This is a genomic window from Burkholderia sp. 4NA327C6 (assembly GCF_005502655.1).
Taxonomy (GTDB): domain Bacteria; phylum Pseudomonadota; class Gammaproteobacteria; order Burkholderiales; family Burkholderiaceae; genus Burkholderia; species Burkholderia contaminans.
Genome location: NZ_SCNZ01000025.1, coordinates 66,589 through 88,695, shown reverse-complemented (window position 1 = coordinate 88,695; position 22,107 = coordinate 66,589). Strand labels below are relative to the sequence as shown.

The window sequence follows — 22,107 nt, the reverse complement described above, 5'->3', positions numbered from 1 at the left end:
GCGCCGCCGCTCACGTTCAACGTTCGCGCGGCACCCACGCGCCGTGGAATCCGGCCGGCACGCGGCGCGGCAGGTGCACGGTGGCGACCGGCCCCGCGTCGATCGCGCGCGCATCGAGGATCACGACGTCGCTCGTATCGGTCGCCGCGCGGTAGACCATCACCAGCAGCCAGCCGTCGTCCTCGTCCGCACCGCCCGGGCGCGGCACGAACACCGGCTCGCTGTTCTGGTCGCCGGGCGGCACCGCGTAGCGCGTCGTCGTGCCGCTCGCGTGATCGAAACGCATCACGCCGCGCATTTCCACCGGGTTCGGCTGCTCGAGCGCATACAGGTAGCGGTAGCGGCGCCCCGTCCGGCTTTCGTTGATGCGCGGCATCTCGATGCCGCCGTCGGCGAGCGGCCCTTCGTCGATCAGCCCGTTCGCCGTATCGATCACGTAGCGCCACAGCTCGCCGACCGGATTGTCGGCGAAGCGGCCCGTGCCCGCGTCGAGCCGCAGGTACGACGGATAGCGCACCGCATCGAGCACGATGCACGACGCGTCGCAGTCATATGCGTTCACGACGTGCAGGATGAAGCACGGCTCGACGTCGAACCACCGCACCGCGCCGCCGTGGCGCGGGATCACGCCGATGCGCGCGGGCCGGTCGTCGTGCCAGCGCAGCGGCATCCGGTGGCCCTGCTTCAGCAGCGAGAAGTCGTAGCCGACGTTCAGGTCGAGCAGCAGGCTGCGGGTTTCGGTGATCGCGAGGTCGTGCATCATCGACGGCGCGTTCAGCGCGATCTCGAGATCGACGCGCTGCACGCCCTGCGCATCGGCCACGCCATAGCGCAGCCATGGCGCGCGCCAGTCCGCGCGGAACGCGATCAGCTCGCCGGTCACCGGATCGACCTTCGGATGCGCGGTCATCCCGCCGCCGAGGCCTGCGTGCCGCGCCGGCGCGCCGAGCGAATCGAGCGTGGCCGTGATCGCGAACGGTGCGCCGCCCTCCGACAGCGCGAGCAACTCGCCGGCATGCTGCAGCACGTTCACGTTCGGATTGGTGTCGGGCAGTTGCGATGCTTCTTCAGGCGCATGCACGGCCGCCCAGCGCTGCGTGCGCGCCCAGCGGTTCCGGTAGCCGGTCGCGCGGCCGTCGTCGAATGCGATCGCGTGCAGCATCGCGGCTTCCGGCCACCACGACAGCACGTCGCTCCCTTCGAAGCGGCCGCCCGGCGGATTCGGACCGTTGCGCAGCAACGTGCCGGCGAGTTCGTGCGGGATCGCGCCGCTCACGCGCAGGTCGACGAGATCGACCTCGTCAGCGACCGGCGCGATCGCGCCGCGGTTCAGATCGAATGCGGTCATGAAGTCCGTTGCTCCTGTCAGCAATCTTCGGTGGACGGCGGCAGCTCGCCGCGCGCCAGTGCGAGCGCATGGTCGCGCACGTCGTCCGGCCAACCGGCGATCAGCTCGGCGACGCGTGTCAGGTCGTTCGCATACAGCGCGCGCACGGCCTCCTCGAAACCGGGCAGGTCGCCCGCCATCGCCGACATGAAGTGATACGCGCGCGCCTGCGCGTTGCGTCGTCGGTCGGCTTCCGCGTGGGTGCGCCGTGCGTCCTCGACGAGCTTGCGCAACGCGACCGACGCGCCGCCGGGCTGCGTGGCCAGCCATTCCCAGTGACGCGGCAGCAGCGTGACCTCGCGCGACACGACGCCGAGCTTCGGCCGGCCGCGGCCGCGCTGCTCGCCCGCGCCCGCGCCTGCCGGCTCGTCGGAACTGCCGGATGCGTCGCCCGACGGCGCCGCATAGCGTGCGCGGATGTCGGCCGCCGTGCCGCGCAGGTCGAGGTCGATCGAGCGGCCGGTCGCGTCGTCGAAGATCAGGATCGTGCCGGGCATCGCGTCGCCGGCCGCCTGCCGGACCGCGAGCGCGACCGTCGCGAGCGGGCCCGACGCGAGCCGCCGGTGGCCGTCGAAGGCCGTGTAGGAAGGAAGGAGCGTGGAAGAGGTCATCGTGGTCACCCGCGGGCTGGAATCGGAATGGCGCTATTTTTATCCGGGTATTAATTGGATGTCAATATTATCCGGGTAAAAATTGTTGTCGACGCATTCCATCCTTCGGGCGATCACGACGCCGGTCAGATCGCCCTGGCCGGCATCGCGATGCCGCGTGCGCTTGCCAGCGCGTCGTCAAGCGACACATGCCCGTCGAACGCCAACGACGCCGGCAGCGGCAGGTTTTCCTCGATCGCCTGCGCGAACCGCACGCCTGCATCGTCGGCGAGCCGCGCACGCAGTGCGGCGATGCGCGGGAACGCTTCGGGCTCGAACACTGCGTGATAGTCGGCCCAGCGCGCGATTCCCGTGAAGTACGCGTCGGCCAGCGTGCGGCGTGCGCCCAGCAGCCACGGGCCATCACCGCGCCCGAGCATCGCCTCGAGCTGCCGGTGTGCCTTCAGCACCTTGCCGCGGCCGTACGCCTGCAACGCCGCTTTCTCGGCGCCTGCGGTGTCGTGTTCGTACACGTACCAGAGCGCACCGAACGCGTTGAAGAACGTCGTGTTCAGCCAAGCCAGCATCCGGTTCAGCCGGTCGAAATCCGCGCTGCCCTGTCGGAACGCGAGGCCGCTGTCGAGCGCCTGCGCGCCGATGTGGCCGAGGATCGCCAGGCTTTCGGTCAACACGTCGCCGTTCGCGGTCACGAACGCCGGGGTCTCGGCGACGGGGTTCAGCGCGAGGAACGCGTCGCTCGTCACGGCGCCCGGCATCGTGATGCGCGACAGCCGGTACGGGCGGCCGGTCCATTCGAGCGCAACGATCGAGCCGAACGAGCAGCCGGCTGGAATGCCGTAGAGAAGGATGGGAGACATCGGGAGATTCCGCAGAAGTTGAACGAGCGACCATGCTCCCACGGAGAACGATGACGCAGTAGCCGCTAAAATCGAAACCCGTCGTTTCTCCATGTGGACGCTGGAAATGAATCTGAACGATCTCTACCTGTTCGTGCAGGCGGTCGACGCCGGCAGCATGTCGGCCGCCGCGCGCCGGCTCGACCTGCCGAAATCGACGGTCAGCAAACGCGTTGCCGAGCTCGAGCGCACGCTCGGCGCGCGGCTCGTGCATCGCACGTCGCGCAGCTTCCGGCTCACGCCGGTCGGCACCGAATTCTTCGAACATGCCCGCGCGGCCGTGATCGAGGCCGAAAGCGCGCGCGACGCGGTGCTGCGGCAAGCCGCCGAGCCTGCCGGCGTCGTGCGGATCACGAGCTCGGTGCCGGTCGCGCAGCACATCCTCGCGCCCTGCCTGCCGGCGCTGGCGATCGCGCACCCGAAGCTGCTGCTGCAGATTCACGCGAGCGACCGCCTCGTCGACATCGCGCAGGAAGGCTTCGACATCGCGGTGCGCAGCCATTTCGCGCCGCTGCCCGATTCCGCGCTCGTGCAACGGCCGCTCGCGGCATCGCCGATCATCGCCGTGGCGTCACCGGCCTATCTCGCGCGCGCCGGCGCGCCGGACGCGCCGGCCAATCTCGCGCAGCATGACGGGCTGCAACCGGGCCAGCAGCCGTGGCGGCTGCAACGCGGCGGCGACACCGTCGACGTGATGCCGCGCCTGCGCCTGCAGGCCGACGAATCGACGCTGCTGCTGCACGCGGCGACAGCCGGCCTCGGCATCGCGTGCCTGCCCGACTGGATCGCCGGCGCCGCGCTCGCGTCCGGTGCCCTCGTGCGCGTATTGCCCGGCTGGCGCGCCGGCACCGTCATGACGACGCTGCTGATGCCGCACCGGCGCGGCCAGTTGCCCGGCGTGCGCGCGGCCGTCGAGTTTCTCGCGCAGCACGTGGCGCGCCATCACGGCACCGCCGCGGACGACACAGGTGGCTGAGCGATCGTCCGACCGATCGATTCAATTGCTGAATCGATCAAGTCAGCAATTGGCATGAAAGCGCAAATATCGACGTGACAGAATGGCCGGGACGCCCTGCCCGCCCCGGGCGTCCGGTGCCCGGCCTCCGCCGGCGGCATCAATACACAACATGCGCGCAACCGACGCGCCAGCCGCACGACGGCACCTTCCGCCCTTCGGAGGAGACAAGTCATGAATCCGCTTCAAGCGCTGCCGGCGTCCGCATCGGCAACGGCCCGGCGCTCCCGCGTGCGCTGGCTGGTGCTGGCCGTCCTGTTCGCGGTCACGACGATCAACTACGCGGATCGCGCGGCGATCGCGATCGCGGGCCCGAGCCTCGCCCGCGCGCTGCACCTGAGCCACGTGCAGATGGGCTTCATCTTTTCCGCGTTCGGCTGGTCGTACGTGATCGCGCAACTGCCGGGCGGCTGGCTGCTCGACCGTTACGGATCGCGCATCGTCTACGCATTCAGCATCTTCTTCTGGTCGCTGTTCACGCTGCTGCAAGGCGGGATCGGCTTCTTCGGCGGCGCGGCCGCGTTCGCGCTGCTGTTCGGGCTGCGCTTCCTGGTCGGCGCGGCCGAGGCGCCGTCGTTCCCGGCCAACAGCCGGATCGTGTCCGCGTGGTTCCCTGCCCCCGAGCGCGGCACCGCGTCGGCGATCTTCAACGCCGCGCAGTACGCGGCGACTGTCGTGTTCGCGCCGCTGATGGGCTGGCTCGTGCACGCGTTCGGCTGGCAGTCGGTGTTCGCGGTGATGGGCGTGCTCGGCTTCGCGTTCGTGCTGGTGTGGAACCGCACGATGTATGACCCGAAGGACCACCCGACCATCAACCGCGCGGAACTCGACTACCTCGCCGAGGGCGGCGCGCTCGTCAACATCGACCAGGCGAGCGGCGGCCGCGACGGCGGCCCGTCGATGCGCCACGTGAAGGCGCTGCTGAAGAGCCGGATGCTGATCGGCGTGTACGTCGCGCAGTACTGCATCAATGCGCTCACCTATTTCTTCATCACGTGGTTTCCCGTCTATCTCGTGCAGGCGCGCGGGATGTCGATCCTCAACGCGGGGCTCGTCGCGTCGATCCCGGCCGTGTGCGGTTTCCTCGGCGGGATTCTCGGCGGCGTCGTGTCCGACGGGCTGCTCAAGCAGGGCCGCTCGCTGTCGGTCGCGCGCAAGGTGCCGATCGTGTTCGGCATGCTGCTGTCGATGTCGATGATCGTCTGCAACTACACCGATTCGCACGTGCTCGTCGTGCTGTTCATGGCGCTGTCGTTCTTCGGCAAGGGGCTCGGCGCGCTCGGCTGGGCCGTCAACGCCGACACCGCGCCGCGCCAGATCGCGGGCTTGAGCGGCGCGCTGCTCAACACGTGCGGCAACCTCTCCAGCATCACGACGCCGATCGCGATCGGCTACATCGTCGACCGCAGCGGCTCGTTCAACGGCGCGCTGGTCTATGTCGTCGCGCACGCGCTCGTCGCCGTGATCTGCTACCTGTTCGTCGTCGGCGAGATCCGCCGCGTCGAGCTTCAATGAACCGCGCGGGCCGCGCCGGCGCGGCCGGCGGCCCGTGCACCACCGGAACCAGGAGCGAACCGATGTCCGAATCCCGCCGTGCCGGCACCCCGCACGTCACGCGCATGCAGGTGATTCCCGTCGCCGGCCGCGACAGCATGCTGCTCAACCTGTGCGGCGCGCACGCGCCGTACTTCACGCGCAACCTCGTGATCCTCGACGACAGCAGCGGACACACGGGCGTCGGCGAAGTGCCGGGCGGCGAAGGCATCCGCCACGCGCTCGAACGCATGACGGATCTCGTGGTCGGTCAGTCGATCGGACGCTACCAGGCGACGCTCAACGCGGTGCGCGCGGCGCTGTCCGGCGCGGGCCCGGGTGCGGGCCGCACGATCCGGCACGAGGTGACGTCGGCCGGCGAAGCCGCGGTGCTGCGGCAGCCCCACGAGATCAACCTGCGGCTCGACAACGTGATCACCGCGATCGAGGCCGCGCTGCTCGACCTGCTCGGCCAGCATCTCGACGTGCCGGTTGCGGCGCTGCTCGGCGAAGGCCAGCAGCGCGACGCGGTGCCGATGCTCGCGTACCTGTTCTACATCGGCGACCGGGGCCGCACCGACCTGCCGTATCGCGACGAGACGCACGCGTCGGATGCATGGTTCCGGCTGCGCAACGAGGAAGCGCTCACGCCGGCCGCGATCGCGCGGCAGGCCGAAGCCGCGGTCGATCGCTACGGCTTCGCCGATTTCAAGCTGAAGGGCGGCGTGATGGCCGGCGCAGACGAGATGGAAGCGATCGCCGCGATCAAGGCGCGCTTCCCCGACGCGCGCGCGACGCTCGACCCGAACGGCGCGTGGTCGCTCGACGAAGCCGTCGCGCTGTGCCGCGGGCAAGGCCACCTGCTCGCGTATGCGGAAGATCCGTGCGGGCCGGAAGGCGGCTATTCGGGCCGCGAGGTGATGGCCGAATTCCGCCGCGCGACCGGAATCCCGACCGCGACCAACATGATCGCGACCGACTGGCGGCAGATGGATCATGCGGTGCGGCTGCAGGCGGTCGACATCCCGCTCGCCGACCCGCATTTCTGGACGATGCAGGGCTCGGTGCGGCTCGCGCAGCTGTGCCGGGACTGGGGGCTCACGTGGGGCTCGCATTCGAACAACCACTTCGACGTGTCGCTCGCGATGTTCACGCATGCTGCAGCGGCCGCGCCCGGCACGATCACCGCGATCGACACGCACTGGATCTGGCAGGACGGCGACTCGCGGCTCACGCGCGAGCCGCTGAAGATCGTCGGCGGCCAGGTGGCCGTGCCGGAGCGGCCGGGGCTCGGGATCGAGCTCGACATGGCGCAGGTCGAGGCCGCGCATGCGCTTTATCGGCAGGTTGGCGGTACAGCGCGCGACGATGCGGTCGCGATGCGCTATCTCGTGCCGGGGTGGACGTACGATCCGAAGCGGCCGAGTGTCGGGCGGGGGTGAAGGTGGTGGCGGGCAGCGGCGGGTTGTTGCCAAACACCGGAAACGCCCGCATCCTGCTGGCTGCCTGATCCAGGGAATTGGAATGCGTCATCACACCCGGATCAGGAAAGACCGGAGGTGGCGACTGACGATATGAGCACCGCGCCGCACGAGGTTTTATGACCATCGAACGACGCAGGTGCGCCCTCCACATCGAAACCGGCCTCGCCATCGATGATCACCACCTCGCCATGCAGCGGGCACGTGCAGCGATCGCCCTGACGGGCGACCGCGCGCCCCATGACTTCACTGTTCGGGGCGCCGGTCTCTACACGACCGCCGTGGCTATGCACGTCCCCTACCCTAATAATGCCGCGCATGAATGCTCCTCAGTACGAGTAACCCTGGATGCCGTAGTTCGTGTCGTGACGACGTCCCCACCATGGCAGATACGCATTGTCTTCTCCGCGTGCGCGGAACCAGTCCCCGTTCTGGTTGATTGGTGTGAGCTTCGACGGCGGCAACACGACGACGGCTGTCGGGTGGCCGGCGTCCGTTGTGCCAGCGACCAGTGCATTGCCACCGAAATGGTTGATCCGGCCGATCGCGAGTGCGATGTCCGTCAGCGCTGTTCCCGCGCCCATGTCACCAAGCAGCGCCGGCGTGTTGAAGACCTGCTTCGTGTAATCGAATTCCGGCAAGGTTTCCGTGAGCGTCTGCGACAGCGAGGCAAGACGCGTCGACGCCGCGTCGCTGCCCTTGCCTGCGTCGTGCACGACGAACTGGATAGTCGCAGGGTCGACGTTTGCGTTTTGAGCTGCTTGCGTGATCGTCGCTTTCCACGCCTGGACCGCACGCGTGGTGCCGACCTTCGCCTCGTAGTCACTCACCTTGCCCGTCGCAGCCTTGCCGATCCATGCGAGCGGCTCGCGCGCGGTCTTCAGATCCGGGCCCGCGAGGAACAGCACCGTAAGGTTCTCGTTCATCTGCTCGTCTTTGGGCGGAAAGCTCGGCGCGTCCCAGTTCATCACCCACACGCTTTCCTGCGGGTGCGCTTGTAGATAATCGAGCGCGGCGTTCAGTGACGTGAAACCCGCGTTTGCGCCGCCGACGTGGATCTGAATATCGGGCGGCGTATCTTTACTCCATAGATCGGGGAAAGATTTGCTCCCAATTGAAAAGGCCGTGATCATCTCGTTGCCAAGACGCGAGCGGGCATCCTGCGGTGACAGTCGCGAGGGAATGGCGAGTTCAACCCGAATGCCCGCCAACTCCCGCCAGTGCTGCTTGTCAGATGGTTGGACCGTATAAAAATAATGGCCATTCATCGCGTATTTATCGTGAAGCAGAACGAGGAGAGTACTGATGTATTTCCTATAAAATCCCTTCAAGGATTCATCGCCACCGTTGCCATCCGCGACAATAGCGACAGGTTTAACCGATGAAAAGCTCTGGGGGTCTGTTCTAACCATGTCGTCGTTCTTGTTCGGCTTGACGAGCCCCATGGTCCACAGCAATTGCCATTCCGTCGGATAGTCACGACGCTGCAATGGATTGAGCCATTCCAGACCGACGACCTGTGCGAGAAACGGCTTCTCCTGGACTGGCGCCGACGATGCGAGCGCAAAAGCGGGGCGCTCAGACTCTGCGGTCGTAGCTGAGCATGCCGCAGCAAGGGCGAAGGCAGCAATTCCTACCAGTGCGGGCATTCCTATCCGTCGCATCATTTGCCTGTACCGATATCTGCCTCGTGCCAGACAGTCTTTGCGTCGCCAATGCGCGTTCCGTGCCCTCGGCGGAGGGGAGAATCGAACAACCTAGTTCCGCGGAACTCGAGGAAACCGGAAATGCGGCGTCACATCCGGCTCAAGAGCGACCTGAGGTCACGATTGATGAAATCAGCACCGCGCCGCACGACGTTTTATGACCGTGAAACGCAGCGTCAGCCCCTTCGACCTTGAACTCCTGATCGCCCTCCACAATCACGACGTCGCCGTGCATTGGACAAGTGCAGTGATCACCAATGCGCCCCACGGCGCGCCCCATGACCTCGCTGTTGGGCGCACCAGTTTGAACGACTCCGCCGTGACTGTGGACGTCACCGACTCGAATGATTCCGCGCATACGTGCTTCTCGCGAGCTGGATTACCATGAATACCCCTGCATCCCGTAATCGGTATCATGCCGACGCCCCCACCACGGCAGATAGGCATTGTTTTCACCACGTGCGCGGAACCAGTCCTTGGTCGGATCGATTGCGGTAAGTTTCGACGGAGGTCGAACGACAACGGCAACCGGATGCTGAGCATCCGTTGTGCCGGCAACGAGCGCATTGCCACCGAAGTGATTGATGCGGCCGATCGCCAAGACAACATCGGTCAGCGCACTGCCCGTTCCCATATCGCCGAGCAACGCCGCGGTATTGAACGTCTGTTTCATGTAGTCATATTCGGGCAGCGTCTCCGTCAACGATTGCGAAAGCGCGGCCAACCGCGCTGACGCTGCGTCGCCGCCTTTCCCGGCATCGTGAACGACGTACTGGAGGTCAGCAGCACTGATACCGGCATTTTTGGCAGCGTGCTCGATCGTGGCTTTCCATGCTTGCACGGTTCGTGGCGCACCAACCTTCGGCGTAAAGTCTTGTGTGTTGCCGGTCGCCGCTTTCCCGATCCATGCAAGCGGCTCACGCTCGGTGTTGAAGTTCGGGCCAGCGAGAAACAGTGCCACGAGATTCTCGTTGATCTGACCATCTTTCGGAGGGAAGCTCGGCGCGTCCCAGTTCATCACCCAGACGCTCTTGTCGGGATTGGCTTCGAGGTATGCTAGTTCGTCGTTCAACGACGTGAAGCCGGCGTTTGCACCGCCCTGCGTGACGTGCACGTCCGGCGGAGTGTCTCGACTCCAGACAGTTTTGAAATTCGGATTGCCGATCAAAAATGTCTCTCGGATCGAGTTTGCCAAGTAATCTCTTGCAGTTATCGCGTCAAGGCGCGAAGGAATCGCAAGTTCGACATGGATTCCGGCCAGCTCTCGCCACGCCTTGGTGTCCTCCGGCTTTACCGTATAAAAGTACTTGGCATTCGTTGCATAACGCGTCCGCATCAAGCGAGGAAACTCGTCCACATACTTCTCATAAAACCCCTTGAATGTTTCGGTTCCTCTATTCCCATAAACCAATGCACCGATCGATTGTAGTGTCTTAAATGATTTCGGATCGGTTCGAACCATGTCGTCGCTCTTATTCGGCTGCGCCAATCCCTGCGCCCACAACGTCTGCCACTCGGTCGGATAATCCTTACGCTGTAACGGATTCAACCAAATCAGACCAACGATCTGAGCCGTAAAAGGCGCACCCGGGGTATCTACGGCAGCCGCGACATTCGCTTTGGTCATGGGCGCTGCATCAACTGAGCGTGTCGTTGCTGTCATCAAGAGCAGCGCAACGAACGCCAACAATCCAGGTATCAATACTAGTCGTTTCATCCAATCTCCGGTATCAAGTGAAACCAGGCGCGTCGACCCCATCTGAATCGTAAGCATCCCAATCAATCCTGCCGCCATCACCCATACCACCATGGAAACAGCGATACGCCGCGGAACAGTAGCAATCAGCGTCTTCATACCGCACCGCCAACGCTGAGATAGAACTGCCCTTCGCGCTCATCGACAATCTTTGACGGGATAGCACCTTCGCTATTTTTTTCCTCCACCCATTTATGCAGCGGCAACTCGTTTAGAACACCGTCGGAAAAATACTTTGAGTATTTAGCATTCGGATTATCTTTATTGATCCCCTTTCCCATACGCCAGTCCGCCTCGATTCGCAAGGCATTCATTTGTTCGAGTGTCAGATAGCATGGTCCAATCGCTACATCGTACGCGAGAGCCTTCTCCGCGTGATCCGGATTGGTCATGGTCGTCGAGTGATTGGTCGGGTTGTTCTCCGTACCGCGATCAAGAATGTCCTTGACCGCCTTGTTTCGCCAATCCTTGTAGCCCTCGGGCAATTCGCCACTACCATCTTCACCAACCACGTGGCCAGCATCGTCGACCCACGCTGCATTCTTTGTGCGACGCGCCTCCATCCGCACAATGGCGTGATCTTCATAGCGCTGGGATGTCTCGCTTTCCGCATTGCCCTGTGCCCGGCCATCGTCGTGCTTCGCTTTGTACTGGTCGTATGGGTCGTCGGCCCGCTTGTCATCAATCTTTTTGCTCGCGTCTCGCCATGCCGAGGGTGGATCGTTACCTTCGTTAAAATGGCTAGTCAAGTCACCATCTTGGGTTTCGATCGGTTTTTTGAACTTCAATGCCTGCGGGGGGAACGGCTCGTCGAGCGTCGGCGCATCGACCATCACGGCCCAACCGTCGGCCGGATTGGCATTCACACGCATGACGCCCCCCTTCGAGGTAAAAAACGTCACGATATATGCCAATCCCGCAGTCAAAACGGTGCCGATTGTTCCCTTGGCTGTCTCGTTACCCCTAAGCGCGCCAACAATCGAGTATTTTGCCGGCGGCGACGGTGGATACCAAAACCCGTGTTTTTTATTCTTCGTGTGTCGCCAATCGTTGTTCCAATAGTCGTACGGCCCTTGTCTGCCGACGTCGAACCCGGACGCAAAGACACGCTGCGTGAGCACGCCAGCCGCACCAATCGCCCCTAGTTCCGTCTTGCCGATCCCGCGCCAGCCGATCCCCTGAACGGTCACGGCCGAAATCACCTGATCGTGTGGGCAGCAATACAGGGTGACACGACCATATGTCGCCCCATTCAGTCCGTGACGATCGCGGTCTGCCTGGGCTGTATAGGACTTGTTGCTCGTCGGCGATTCGCGCGTGTTGGCCATGTCCTGATCGACCTTATCTGCCGGAAGCTCGAAGGCCGGGCGCGCACGAATGATGTCCAGAAAGTTGCCGAATGTCCTGGTCCTGGCCGCATATGTCTCACGGCCGCGATTTCCCTTCGGGTCCTTCACCTGGCGCTGGGACCACGTGTCCATGAACGTGCTTGCCTCATCCACACCTTTGCCTTCGGCGTTGGCGAAACTATACGGAGGATTCGCGAGCACATACGCATCCGCCACGCAGCGCCCCTTGTTGCCCCACTGATCTTCGACCTCCGGCAATGCATCACCGAAGAACGCCGCCGCCAAGCCCACCATATTGCCCTGGCTATGGCATACAACGGTAATCGGCACGTTGGCCTGCATCTTGCGGATCGACTCGATCAGCTTGGCTAATCGCAGCGCGGCCAATACGCCATATGCGCGTGGCGGTGTCCGGTAGAGAGGGCGATTGGTCGGATTCATCCCCTGAATCGTGATCCACCCGAAAATTCGATCGTCCACGCCAGCGTGCCAAAGATCAGGCAGGCTCGAACAGCCATTGGCAAACGGGCCTCCCCCCCAATAGTCCTGTTCGTTCAGGAAAATCTTGTCACCATAGTCCTTCAGTTCGTCGAGCGTCGCGCGATAGCCCCAGCGAAAGGGGATCACATTTGAGAACGATGGATCAGATTTAACGTAGTTGTCCGCGAGCAGTTTTGGATTCAGGAATCCGTCGGGCGTCAGACTTTCGGTGTACTGCGCCGGCGTCAATTGACCTGCTTCGATGCCGGGGTGCGTCATCTGGTCGGAAAGGCGGCCAAGACGTCGATTCAGCCCCTTGCACAGCCCGTCTTCCGCCGGCTCGAACCATTCGCCCTCGGAATTGACGCCATGTACGAAGATGACCACTCCCGGCAACGGCATCTGCTTGATACAGAGCAGTTTGCTTTGCCAGTCAAAAATCGCCGGCCCCTGGCCTTGGGCGACTACGACAGACGGCGGCTCGGCGGTCGTCGACTGCGTGTTGTTGGTTTGAGAATCAGACATCCGGGCTCCCGCGAATCTCTCAAATATTTTTTTTGATGAACTGCACCGCCAGTTTTTCGAACTGGTCGCTGTGAACCGCCGGTAACTCGCCGTTCGCGTCACTGGTCAGGTTCGTCACCGTCCCAGATGATCTAGTTAATTGCGCGTCGTAGCCTTCGACAGGATTTCCATCCGTGGGTCGAATCAGCTTCGGCACACGCCCGAGCGGCGCATGATCGAACTTCGGCATGTCCGTGCTCATGCTCGCCGGCCCCTGCCACGAGTGCCCTGCCGACTTCACCGTGAAACTGCCCGGGCACCCCAGCTCGATATCGCTGCCATGCAGTTTCAGGTACGCGCCGCCGGACGTCGTGAAGACCACCTCGTCGCTCGCCATACCCGCGAGCTTGCCGCCGGCCGCCGTGAACTGAATGTTCTTCGCGGAATCGATCTGCGTGTCGTCGTTCTGGCTCTGCAGCGTCACCTTGCCCTGATTCGCGATCGCCGACACGCCATCGCTGTGGGCGAACATCGCGACGCCCCGGCCACCATGCAGCGTGATGCGCTGCCCGCTGGTCAACTGGACATGTTGCTGCGCGACCTGGTCGATGTTTTCGCCGGCGTAGGTCACGTGCGTCTTCGGCGTGATCGCAACCGAACCGGCTTGCGCGCCGAACGCCATCAGCGCCTGCGACCCAGCCGCATCGCCAGTGCCGGTGCCCGACGCGCCGCTGCCGGGCGTCCACCCCTTGAACGCAGCGGCAACGGCCTGCTGGCCCGCCGTATCGGCGGCCTGCCCCCCATGCTGACCGGCGTAGTCGCCCAGCGACTTGAACAACTCGGTGCACTCGCCGAGCAGTCGCAGCAACTCGTCACGATCGAGCTGCCCGCCGCTCGCCTGCGAGCGTGCATAGGTCGTCAGCAGAATCCCCTGCGCGGCCCGCAGCGCGGCAGCCGCGTCGGTACGCAATTCCGCGCCCTCTCCACGGTCCTGGCCCCGGCCGTCCTGGCGGGGCTGTGTCAGGTACCCCAGATTCAGTTGAGAATGCGCGTGCTCGCTCGCCAGCTGGCTGGAAATCTGTCCCGGCGTATCGTCGAGACGCAGCTGGTTATACCGGTTCCCCTTGATTTCCTTGGTCTTGATCCCCGACACGTAGCGGTTGCCGGGCAGGTTGCCGATGTGGGTGAAGGCCGCCGGCGGATTCACGCCGTTGCTCAGCACGTTGATGATGACCAACCGGTCCGGATCGCCGCCGAGGCTGCCGATCAGGACTTCCATGCCGACACGCGGCAAAAAGAGCGCGCCGAAGCTTCCGCCCGCGAGGCTCGCCCCGACACGGATCGGCGCGCTGTCGCCGGCGTTGTCGTTTGTGCCCGCGCCCTGCGCGTGTGCATGGTCGGCCGGATCGAGCCCGTGAATCCGTACGCGGACGCGGCCATCAGCATCGCAGAACACTTCCTCGCCCTGCTGGCCGACGATCGTGCCGGTCAGCAGATGCACGGGCGGCAAGTCGATCTTCGGGTCGTATGCGGGCGCCAGCGGTACGCCACGCCGCACGCAGGTGAAATGATTCTCGTAGCGCGTGTCGGGCTCGGTCGCTGCGGCAGGCTGCTGCAATGGCGACGGATAAGCCAGGTGCCGGCTCGCGGCAAACAGCGCCTGCACGCGGTCGGTCAGCCCCTTCGGCAGATTGTTCCAGACGTCGTGGTCGATCGACGTGATCACGAACTGCCGCTGGTCGGTGGGCTGCATGTCCCGTTCGGGATCCCCGGTCAGCGTGACCCATGTGCCGACGGCAAGGTCGCGTACGCTGCTCACGCCGTCGTAACGCTCGGCTTCGAACTGATGCGCGAGCATCCGGGCGCGCGTGAGGCGCTCGTGATCGCTCCACGAGTCGCCCGCATGCGGGATGTCGATCGCGACGTCGGTCAGCAATTGCGCCAGGTCGTTGCCGGCCTCGCCCTGGTCGAGGCTCGCCGCGACCATCGACTCGTCGATACGCGCTTTCTTGTAGTCCCACGACGGGCGACCGACCTGACCGGGTGTCAGACGCTGATGCAGGGCGAACAACGTGACGGTGTCACGCTCCTCGGTCGCGGCGTCGCGCGGATGCAGCCGCACCGTACCGGCCGGCGCCTGGGGCAGCGACATCGGATCGTCACAGCACACGAGCGTATGCGCGGGCGTGTCATCGTGGCTATTGCCCTTGCCCGCGCCGGCCTTGGCAAACACCGTGATGCCCTCGCGTCGCAACAGGCGGCGCACGAACTTCGCATCCGATTCGTTGACCTGGCGTGTCAGTTCGCGCGCCGGATATCGGTCGCGACTCAAGCCCGACAGGTCGAACTCGAAGGCCGCCGCCAGCGCCGGGCTGCGCTGACGCCATTCAGTAAACAGTGTCGAGAGGATGTCGACGACGCTGCTCTGACGGAATACGCGGGAATTCGTGCGCTTGTCCATCAACGACAGGGCATCGCATACGGTCAGTTGGTACACGCACAGCTCGCCGTCGCTCTGGCCGACCTGCACGTCCTGGATGATCGCGTTGACGAAGTGCAACTGCCCCCGATCGGTGACGAGCCGGATCGAGACAGGGACGCCGAGAAACAGCCGCGGCGGCAGGTTGTGGCGCGCCGACACGCAGGTCAGATGCCCGCGAATGCCGGTCATCAACCCTTCGTGCACGTGCGCGTGCTGCAGCGCAAGCAAGTGCCCCAGTGCGTCTTGCGCCTTGCCGAAATTCAAGGCGACCGGTCGACGGTTCCAGTCGACCACCCCCGATGCAAAGCTGCTTATTGTTTCGTTTATCGACACAGCCGCTCTCTCAATATTGTTGTCGACCTGTTGGCTTCGGCTTTGCGACGCGCGTCATCGCGCGGTCACACTACCGATTTGTGACAGCGAGCATATCAAATTAACGGAAATATTTCGGCACCCTACGTGTATCCATGCCGGCTGCCGACACAATCTGACGAAAAATGACGGATTCCGGCATCACGCGGGGGCGGCGCCGACCGCAGCCCGAGGGGATCGAGCGATTCGCGCGGAAAAACACGCGGCTGAAGAGGAAGTCGACGAAGCAACGTGCACACACGCCGATGTCGAGCAGAAAAGCAAAAAGCCGGCACGAGGCCGGCTTTTTGTTTGCGATTACATAAGGCTGTACGCCCCGGGGAAGCACAACGCTGCACCCGGTGCAGCATTACCCTTCCTGCCTCAGGACGATCGGCCCTTCGAATCCCGTTGGTGGAGCGGAGGAGGATCGAACTCCCGACCTTCGCATTGCGAACGCGACGCTCTCCCAGCTGAGCTACCGCCCCAACAGTCAACCATCATACACACGCATTTCTGCGCTTGGCAATAGGGGTTGAATCGCCCCTCGAACCTTACTTTGACGGCGCGCCAGCCAGCACCCATTCGACCACCGAACGCACGTCGGCGTCGCTCATGCGCGGGTGCGCGGGCATCGGAATGGCGCCCCAGACGCCGGAGCCGCCTTCCTTCACCTTCTTCGACAGCTTGGCCACGGCCTGCGGATCGGCCTTGTAGCGGGCGGCGATATCCTTGAACGACGGGCCGACGAGCTTGCGGTCCACCGCGTGGCAGCCCATGCACGCGTTGCCGCGCGCGACCTTCAGGCCGTCACCGACATCCGCGTGCGCGACGCCCAGCGTGCCAATCACGAGCGCCGCGACTGCGGTGCCCTGCACCATCCACTGTTTCATCTGCTTCATCTGCCTGTTCTTCATTGCGACGGGGCCTTCGGGTTGCCCGGGTGCACGTTCGACGAATTCGAGATCGGTGCGGGCGGCTGCAGCGGCGTGGACTGCACCGACGCGTCGGGCACGGCGCCCACCGTCGCGGTATCCGCCGGCGCGGCGGCAGCCTGCGCGCCGGATGCGCCGCTTGCGGGCGATGCGTTCTGCAGCGCCTGCGCGTCCTGCGGCTTCACGTACTGGAACACCTTCACGACCTTTTCGACGCCCGGCACCTGGCTGGCGGCTTCCGCACCGCGATTGCCCTCGTCGACCGTTACGAGCCCCATCAGGTAAAGGTTGCCGCGTTCGCTGACGACCTTGTAGTAGTTCGCCGAGATGCCCTTCGTCGCGATCAGCTCGGACTTCACGCGCCCTTCGAGGTACGAGTCGTTCGCGCGCGACGACAGCGACGACGCCGGCTCGACCGACAGCTCGTTGACGATGCCGTTCACGTTGTTGATGGCGCGCACGATTTCCTCGGCGCGCTGCTTCGATGCATTGTTCGGCACTTCACCCGTCAGCAGCACGCGGCGGTTGAACACCGTCACGTTCACGTGGGACTGGTCGGGCAGCCCGTTGTTGATCTGCGAGAGCGACTTGACCTGGATCTCGCGATCCTCCGTCTGCGCACCGAGCGTACGGCGATCGGTCGCGATCAGCGCGCCGCCGCCGGCTGCTGCGCCCACGACCCCGAGCACACAACCTTGCAGCGACACGGCAACGCCCGCCGTCAACGCAGCGAGCAGCGTGGTTCTGACGAGCGTCTGTTTGACGCGGCTTTGATTCATCGACGGCTCTCCTTCGTTCAATCCTCACCCAGCAGCATCGCGTCGATGCCGTCGCACAGGCAGTGGATGGTCAGCAGATGGACTTCGTGGATGCGCGCCGCGCGAACGGCGGGCACGCTGATCGGAATATCGGTATCAGACAGCGCGGCGGCGACCGCATGGCCTTCGCCGCCCGTCAGCGCGACGACGGTCATCTCGCGCTCGTGCGCTTCGTCGATCGCCGCCAGCACGCGCGGCGACGCGCCGGCCGGATCGAGCACCAGCAGGATGTCGCCGGTCTGGCCGAGCACGCGCACCTGCTGCGCGAACAGCTGATCGGCGGACACCGCGCCCGCGAGGCCGCCCTGCGACGCATCGGTGGCCAGCGCGATCGCGGGCAGGCCCGGGCGCTCGCGCTCGAAGCCGCCGACGAGCGACACGGCGAGGTAATGCGCGGCGGCGGCCGACGGGCCGTCACCGCACGCGACGATCTTGTTGCCGTTCGCCAGCGCGGCGAACATCGCATCGACCGCGGCTGCGATCGGCAGCGACAGCGCGTCGGCCGCTTCGGCGTGAAGCGCGGCGCTGTCGCGAAAATGTTGCTGAATACGTTCGACTGACATCGATTCCTGGTGAACTGGGCGCGCGGCACGCATCGCGCGACATCGTGGGTGCGGCGAGTTTACCGTACTCCGGCACCCTCTCCGGGGGTCCGGCAAGAACTCTTTACATCTCGTCACAGCTCGCAGCTACGCATCGTCGGCACGAAATGCGTCGCGCAACCACGCGAGCCGGCCGGCCTCGAACGCGACGACGTCGAAGCGGCACGCGGCGCCGGCGCCGTGCCGCGCCCAGAACTGGAGCGCGGCCGCCACCAGGCGACGCCGCTTGCGCCAGCCGACGCTCGCGGCCGCGCCGCCATGCCGGACGCTGCGCCGCGCGCGCACCTCGACGAACACGAGCATGCCGTCGGGCTCGCGCATCACGAGATCGAGCTCGCCACCGCGCATCGTCACGTTCGCCGCGACGAACACGAGGCCGCGGCGTTCGAGAAACTGCCGCGCACGGAGCTCGAACGCCGCGCCGACCGGTTTGGATCGCGCCGCATCCGAAAAGTTGTCGCCGGCGCGTACCAAACCGCGCCCGCCGCCCGGCCGGGCCGGCGCCGCGTGGCACAATGCCGTCCTTGTTCCGCTTGCGCCGCGATTGCGCGCATTGCCTGCCATGACTGCCCTCCTCGAACTCGCCCGCACGCAGCACTACCCGGACGCCGCGCTCTACGTGGTCGCCACGCCGATCGGCAACACCGCCGACATCACACTGCGCGCGCTGCACGTGCTCGGCCTCGCCGACCGCATCGCGGCCGAAGACACCCGCAACACGGGCCAGCTGCTCGCCCGCTACGGGATCTCGAAACCGCTCGTCGCCGTGCACGAGCACAACGAACGCGAAGCCGCGCAACGCGTGATCGAACTGCTGCGCGGCGGCGAACGCGTGGCCTATGTATCGGACGCCGGCACGCCCGGCATCTCGGACCCCGGCGCGCGGCTCGTGGACGCGGTGCGCGCCGCAGGCTTCGCGGTGATCCCGCTGCCGGGTGCGAGCGCGGCGGTGACCGCGCTGAGCGTGGCCGGCGACTGGGCCGGCGCGTTCACGTTCGCGGGCTTCCTGCCGCCGAAGGCGAAGCAACGCGCGACTGCACTGCAGGCACTGGTATCGCACCCGTATGCACTGGTGTTCTACGAAGCGCCGCACCGGATCGCCGAAACCGTCGCCGCACTCGCCGACGCATTCGGCCCCGCGCGCCGGCTGCTGATTGCGCGCGAGCTCACCAAGCTACACGAGCAGTTGTTCCAGGGCACCCTGGCCGAAGGACAGACCTGGCTCGCCGGCGATGCGAACCGGCAGCGCGGCGAGTTCGTGCTGGTGGTCGAGGGCGCACCGGCGACGAGCGGCGAAGCCGACGACACCGCGCACGACGCGCTGCTCAAGCTGCTGCTGGAAGAAGTGCCGGTGAAAAGCGCGGCCAGGCTCGCGGCCGCGCTGACGGGCGCGTCGCGCAGCACGCTCTATGCGCGTGCGCTCGTGCTGAAGGACGAAAGCTGACGCGCGAGGCGGCCGGCACCGGGAAGCCGGCGCCGGCATCGCGCCGCGCAGGAAAGACAAAGGGCTGCCCTGGGGCAGCCCTTTTGCATGAGCGGTCGAGCCGCTGCGTTACTTCGTCGAGACCGACGCGAACATTTGGTCGCGCGCCTCGCGCGCTTCCTGCGGCGACAGCCCTTCGATCTTCACGCGGCCCGTGCCGGCGTGCACGAGGCCGATCATCTTGGCAGCCGCATACGACAAGTCGAGCACGCGGCCGCGCTTGAACGGCCCGCGATCGTTGACCTTCACGACGACCCACTTGCCGCTCGACGCGTTCGTCACCTTGATGTAGGACGACAGCGGCAGCGTGCGGTGTGCGGCGGTGAGCGCGTTCATGTTGAAGCGCTCGCCGTTCGCGGTGCGGCGGCCGTGGAAATCCCGCCCGTACCACGATGCGCGGCCCGTCTGGCGGAAATCGGACACATCCTTGCCACCGATCGGCTCGGCGTCCGCCAGCGACGACTTCTTCGCGTCCTTGCTGTCGGCAGCCGGCATCGACGCCAGCGCGGAATCAAAACTGAGTTGCTGCTTGTCGTCGTCCGCTTTCGCGGCAGCGGCCGTCTTGTCGACCGCTTTCTTCTGGTTCGCGCTGCTGGTGGTCTGGCTGGGTGGCACCGCGCAGCCCGTCAGCGCAAAAAACAATGCAATGGTCCCGAATCGACTCGGAAAACGTAAATTCATCGACGTGTCGCCTTCTGGTTCGGACCGCTCCGTCGTCACGCCGATTCACAGCGCAGACATGCGGCCCGGACGGCAAATGCGTGCACGCCCCGCTCGGATGCGAGCAGGCGGCTTGCATGGGCGCGGCTTTCGTCTAGGCCGCAACCGTCCTGATTAGTTTTCACGTCTGGCGCAACCTGTCCCCAACAGCCTGACCAGACCCCACATGCCGCCATCGAACATGGCTCCACGTTCGCGCGCGTCGAAACGACCGACTCACAGGAACGGCGGCACAGGCCTCATCCGGCGGCGCGGCAGCAGGGCCGCAGACGGGCGCGCAGCACCCGGCCGGACAAGACGTGAGCACCGAATATTCGGTGCCGGATACACCGCCGGACTCCCCGGCGGCTGATGCTTGACGGTGCCTCCGACGCCCCTCCTTTAACGGGGCCGAAACACCAGCGAATTGCGTGAAATTCACGCTCAATGGGGCGCATTATACATAAACCAAAACGTCGTCTCGAAAAGCACCCCCGGCAGACCATTGATTCTCACTATGGGTGTAACGATCGACATGCTCCGGGAATGCCCGGAGGCGTCCACCGTGACGCACGTCGCGCGACCGGCAGGCGGCACGCGCGACCGGTACAATCGCTCCTTTTAGCCGCCGGTGCCTCCATGAAAGTCACGCTCATTCCGGTCACGCCGTTCCAGCAGAACTGCTCGCTGCTCGTTTGCGAGAAAACGGGCCGCGCCGCCGTCGTCGATCCGGGTGGCGATCTCGACCGGATCGAACAGGAAGTCGCGCGGCAGAACGTGCAGGTCGAGAAGGTGCTGCTCACGCACGGGCACATCGATCACTGCGCCGGCGCGAAGACGCTCGCGACGCACTACGGCGTGCCGATCGAGGGGCCGCAGGAAGAAGAGCGCTTCTGGATCGAGAAGCTGCCGATGCAGAGCGAACGCTTCGGCTTTCCGGCCGCCGACACTTTCGAGCCCGATCGCTGGCTGAACGACGGCGACACCGTGCAGTTCGGCGACGAGACGCTCGAGGTCTATCACTGCCCGGGCCATACGCCCGGCCACGTCGTGTTCTTCAGCCGCGCGCATCGCGTCGCGATCGTCGGCGACGTGCTGTTCGCCGGCTCGATCGGTCGAACCGATTTCCCGCGCGGCAATCACGAGGATCTCGTCCGGTCGATCAAGGAGAAGCTGTGGCCGCTCGGCGACGACGTGACGTTCGTGCCGGGCCACGGCCCGGTGTCGACGTTCGGCGACGAGCGCCGCACGAACCCGTTCGTGTCCGACAAGGTATTCGGATGAACCAGACCGCCATCCCGGAAATTTACGTCAGCACCGATGTCGAGGCCGACGGCCCGATTCCCGGCCCGCACTCGATGCTGAGCTTTGCCTCGGCCGCCTATACCGAGGACAAGCAGCTGATCGCGACGTTCTCGGCGAACCTCGAAACGCTGCCGGGCGCGCAGGCGCACCCGGTGCAGGAAGCATGGTGGAAGACCGAGCCCGAAGCATGGGCCGCGTGCCGAAAGGATCTGCAGGCGCCCGAAGCGGCGCTGCTCGCGTACGTCGACTGGGTCGAGGCGCTGCCCGGCAAGCCGGTGTTCGTCGCGATGCCGGCCGGCTTCGATTTCACGTTCATGTTCTGGTACATGATGCGCTTCGCGGGACGCTGCCCGTTCTCGTGGTCGGCGCTCGACATCAAGACGCTCGCGTTCGCGATGACGGGCCTGCCGTACCGCAAGGCGATCAAGCCGCGGTTTCCGAAGCACTGGTTCGACGACCATCCGCACACGCACGTCGCGCTCGACGACGCGATCGAGCAAGGCGCGCTGTTCTGCAATATGCTTGCCGACCTGCGCCGCCAGCAGGCTGCGCTCGCCGGCCTCGCGGTGTCGGACACCGATCGGTCGGAAAACGCAGGCGCGGGACAAAATCCCACGGATCCACGAGCAAATTAGCGAATCTCGCTCAACAACGCGACGCCAGATTGCCTTTCCTTTCCCGGCCCTCTAACATTCAGCGTGTTGTAGCTGCCGC

At 65.1% G+C, this 22,107-nt stretch carries 20 protein-coding genes and 1 tRNA gene; 6 read left to right on the top strand and 15 right to left on the bottom strand.

Features of this window, described 5'->3' with window-relative positions:
* Nucleotides 1-16: 16 nt before the first annotated feature.
* From FFS49_RS24225 to FFS49_RS24215, 3 genes are all read right to left on the bottom strand, one after another.
* A complete protein-coding gene (locus tag FFS49_RS24225; protein ID WP_105815089.1) occupies nt 17-1,348 on the bottom strand; it encodes a carotenoid oxygenase family protein in 1,332 nt (443 codons plus the stop codon).
* 17 nt (nt 1,349-1,365) lie between these two features.
* Nucleotides 1,366-1,998, bottom strand: a complete 633-nt coding sequence (locus FFS49_RS24220; RefSeq protein ID WP_105815121.1) for a DUF2239 family protein — start codon at nt 1,996-1,998, stop codon at nt 1,366-1,368.
* A 125-nt stretch (nt 1,999-2,123) separates the two neighbouring features.
* A complete protein-coding gene (locus FFS49_RS24215; RefSeq protein ID WP_105815090.1) occupies nt 2,124-2,855 on the bottom strand; it encodes a glutathione S-transferase in 732 nt (243 codons plus the stop codon).
* A 106-nt stretch (nt 2,856-2,961) separates the two neighbouring features.
* On the opposite strand from FFS49_RS24215, the gene FFS49_RS24210 reads away from it, so the two are divergent.
* From FFS49_RS24210 to FFS49_RS24200, 3 genes are all read left to right on the top strand, one after another.
* Nucleotides 2,962-3,870, top strand: a complete 909-nt coding sequence (locus FFS49_RS24210; protein ID WP_224755966.1) for a LysR substrate-binding domain-containing protein — start codon at nt 2,962-2,964, stop codon at nt 3,868-3,870.
* Nucleotides 3,871-4,083: 213 nt separating this feature from the next.
* Nucleotides 4,084-5,424 carry an MFS transporter gene (locus tag FFS49_RS24205; RefSeq protein ID WP_105815092.1) on the top strand — a complete coding sequence of 447 codons (1,341 nt, stop codon included), beginning with the start codon at nt 4,084-4,086 and terminating at the stop codon, nt 5,422-5,424.
* Between the two features lie 62 nt (nt 5,425-5,486).
* Nucleotides 5,487-6,884 carry an enolase C-terminal domain-like protein gene (locus tag FFS49_RS24200; protein ID WP_105815122.1) on the top strand — a complete coding sequence of 466 codons (1,398 nt, stop codon included), beginning with the start codon at nt 5,487-5,489 and terminating at the stop codon, nt 6,882-6,884.
* 101 nt (nt 6,885-6,985) lie between these two features.
* On the opposite strand, the gene FFS49_RS24195 is transcribed toward FFS49_RS24200, so the two are convergent.
* The 11 genes from FFS49_RS24195 to FFS49_RS24145 all read right to left on the bottom strand — a co-directional run bounded on the left by FFS49_RS24195 (nt 6,986) and on the right by FFS49_RS24145 (nt 18,422).
* Entirely contained in the window at nt 6,986-7,243 is a 258-nt protein-coding gene (locus FFS49_RS24195) for a PAAR domain-containing protein (protein ID WP_047851443.1), read from the bottom strand.
* Between the two features lie 9 nt (nt 7,244-7,252).
* The gene (locus tag FFS49_RS24190) at nt 7,253-8,572 is read right to left on the bottom strand and encodes a virulence factor (RefSeq protein WP_308727632.1); all 1,320 of its coding nucleotides are present in this window, start codon (nt 8,570-8,572) and stop codon (nt 7,253-7,255) included.
* 157 nt (nt 8,573-8,729) lie between these two features.
* Nucleotides 8,730-8,987 (bottom strand): PAAR domain-containing protein, encoded by a 258-nt coding sequence (locus FFS49_RS24185; RefSeq protein WP_105815094.1) that lies wholly within the window; start codon nt 8,985-8,987, stop codon nt 8,730-8,732.
* A gap of 21 nt (nt 8,988-9,008) precedes the next feature.
* Nucleotides 9,009-10,484 carry a virulence factor gene (locus FFS49_RS24180; RefSeq protein ID WP_171026824.1) on the bottom strand — a complete coding sequence of 492 codons (1,476 nt, stop codon included), beginning with the start codon at nt 10,482-10,484 and terminating at the stop codon, nt 9,009-9,011.
* Nucleotides 10,481-12,739 carry a hypothetical protein gene (locus FFS49_RS24175; protein ID WP_171026823.1) on the bottom strand — a complete coding sequence of 753 codons (2,259 nt, stop codon included), beginning with the start codon at nt 12,737-12,739 and terminating at the stop codon, nt 10,481-10,483. Before FFS49_RS24175 ends, FFS49_RS24180 begins: the two co-directional genes overlap by 4 nt.
* A gap of 19 nt (nt 12,740-12,758) precedes the next feature.
* Nucleotides 12,759-15,533, bottom strand: coding sequence for a type VI secretion system Vgr family protein (locus FFS49_RS24170; protein WP_105815095.1), 2,775 nt, complete (start codon nt 15,531-15,533; stop codon nt 12,759-12,761).
* A gap of 430 nt (nt 15,534-15,963) precedes the next feature.
* Nucleotides 15,964-16,039, bottom strand: a tRNA-Ala gene (locus tag FFS49_RS24165).
* Nucleotides 16,040-16,105: 66 nt separating this feature from the next.
* Nucleotides 16,106-16,468, bottom strand: coding sequence for a c-type cytochrome (locus FFS49_RS24160; RefSeq protein ID WP_105815096.1), 363 nt, complete (start codon nt 16,466-16,468; stop codon nt 16,106-16,108).
* Entirely contained in the window at nt 16,465-17,265 is an 801-nt protein-coding gene (locus FFS49_RS24155) for a BON domain-containing protein (protein WP_105815097.1), read from the bottom strand. The genes FFS49_RS24160 and FFS49_RS24155 overlap by 4 nt, the downstream gene beginning before the upstream one ends.
* A gap of 17 nt (nt 17,266-17,282) precedes the next feature.
* Nucleotides 17,283-17,867 carry an SIS domain-containing protein gene (locus FFS49_RS24150; protein ID WP_039346770.1) on the bottom strand — a complete coding sequence of 195 codons (585 nt, stop codon included), beginning with the start codon at nt 17,865-17,867 and terminating at the stop codon, nt 17,283-17,285.
* A 126-nt stretch (nt 17,868-17,993) separates the two neighbouring features.
* Nucleotides 17,994-18,422, bottom strand: coding sequence for a YraN family protein (locus FFS49_RS24145; RefSeq protein ID WP_171026825.1), 429 nt, complete (start codon nt 18,420-18,422; stop codon nt 17,994-17,996).
* A gap of 46 nt (nt 18,423-18,468) precedes the next feature.
* On the opposite strand from FFS49_RS24145, the gene rsmI reads away from it, so the two are divergent.
* Complete coding sequence (gene rsmI, locus FFS49_RS24140) at nt 18,469-19,350, top strand: 16S rRNA (cytidine(1402)-2'-O)-methyltransferase (protein WP_105815098.1); 882 nt, start codon at nt 18,469-18,471, stop codon at nt 19,348-19,350.
* Nucleotides 19,351-19,458: 108 nt separating this feature from the next.
* Here the strand turns inward: rsmI and FFS49_RS24135 are convergent, their stop codons facing one another.
* Nucleotides 19,459-20,070: a septal ring lytic transglycosylase RlpA family protein gene (locus FFS49_RS24135; RefSeq protein WP_105815099.1), complete on the bottom strand. Its 612-nt coding sequence runs from the start codon at nt 20,068-20,070 to the stop codon at nt 19,459-19,461.
* A gap of 657 nt (nt 20,071-20,727) precedes the next feature.
* Here FFS49_RS24135 and FFS49_RS24125 point away from each other — a divergent pair.
* Together FFS49_RS24125 and FFS49_RS24120 are read left to right on the top strand one after the other, a co-directional pair.
* Nucleotides 20,728-21,372, top strand: a complete 645-nt coding sequence (locus FFS49_RS24125) for an MBL fold metallo-hydrolase (RefSeq protein WP_039346776.1) — start codon at nt 20,728-20,730, stop codon at nt 21,370-21,372.
* Entirely contained in the window at nt 21,369-22,028 is a 660-nt protein-coding gene (locus FFS49_RS24120) for an exonuclease (protein WP_039346779.1), read from the top strand. The genes FFS49_RS24125 and FFS49_RS24120 overlap by 4 nt, the downstream gene beginning before the upstream one ends.
* Nucleotides 22,029-22,107 lie beyond the last annotated feature (79 nt).

Excerpts from the sequence above, each read along its gene's own strand:
- FFS49_RS24225 (WP_105815089.1), bottom strand. The coding sequence starts at position 1,348 with ATGACCGCATTCGATCTGAACCGCGGCGCGATCGCGCCGGTCGCTGAC.
- FFS49_RS24220 (WP_105815121.1), bottom strand. The coding sequence starts at position 1,998 with ATGACCTCTTCCACGCTCCTTCCTTCCTACACGGCCTTCGACGGCCAC.
- FFS49_RS24215 (WP_105815090.1), bottom strand. The coding sequence starts at position 2,855 with ATGTCTCCCATCCTTCTCTACGGCATTCCAGCCGGCTGCTCGTTCGGC.
- FFS49_RS24210 (WP_224755966.1), top strand. The coding sequence starts at position 2,962 with ATGAATCTGAACGATCTCTACCTGTTCGTGCAGGCGGTCGACGCCGGC.
- FFS49_RS24205 (WP_105815092.1), top strand. The coding sequence starts at position 4,084 with ATGAATCCGCTTCAAGCGCTGCCGGCGTCCGCATCGGCAACGGCCCGG.
- FFS49_RS24200 (WP_105815122.1), top strand. The coding sequence starts at position 5,487 with ATGTCCGAATCCCGCCGTGCCGGCACCCCGCACGTCACGCGCATGCAG.
- FFS49_RS24195 (WP_047851443.1), bottom strand. The coding sequence starts at position 7,243 with ATGCGCGGCATTATTAGGGTAGGGGACGTGCATAGCCACGGCGGTCGT.
- FFS49_RS24190 (WP_308727632.1), bottom strand. The coding sequence starts at position 8,572 with ATGCCCGCACTGGTAGGAATTGCTGCCTTCGCCCTTGCTGCGGCATGC.
- FFS49_RS24185 (WP_105815094.1), bottom strand. The coding sequence starts at position 8,987 with ATGCGCGGAATCATTCGAGTCGGTGACGTCCACAGTCACGGCGGAGTC.
- FFS49_RS24180 (WP_171026824.1), bottom strand. The coding sequence starts at position 10,484 with ATGAAGACGCTGATTGCTACTGTTCCGCGGCGTATCGCTGTTTCCATG.
- FFS49_RS24175 (WP_171026823.1), bottom strand. The coding sequence starts at position 12,739 with ATGTCTGATTCTCAAACCAACAACACGCAGTCGACGACCGCCGAGCCG.
- FFS49_RS24160 (WP_105815096.1), bottom strand. The coding sequence starts at position 16,468 with ATGAAGAACAGGCAGATGAAGCAGATGAAACAGTGGATGGTGCAGGGC.
- FFS49_RS24155 (WP_105815097.1), bottom strand. The coding sequence starts at position 17,265 with ATGAATCAAAGCCGCGTCAAACAGACGCTCGTCAGAACCACGCTGCTC.
- FFS49_RS24150 (WP_039346770.1), bottom strand. The coding sequence starts at position 17,867 with ATGTCAGTCGAACGTATTCAGCAACATTTTCGCGACAGCGCCGCGCTT.
- rsmI (WP_105815098.1), top strand. The coding sequence starts at position 18,469 with ATGACTGCCCTCCTCGAACTCGCCCGCACGCAGCACTACCCGGACGCC.
- FFS49_RS24135 (WP_105815099.1), bottom strand. The coding sequence starts at position 20,070 with ATGAATTTACGTTTTCCGAGTCGATTCGGGACCATTGCATTGTTTTTT.
- FFS49_RS24125 (WP_039346776.1), top strand. The coding sequence starts at position 20,728 with ATGAAAGTCACGCTCATTCCGGTCACGCCGTTCCAGCAGAACTGCTCG.
- FFS49_RS24120 (WP_039346779.1), top strand. The coding sequence starts at position 21,369 with ATGAACCAGACCGCCATCCCGGAAATTTACGTCAGCACCGATGTCGAG.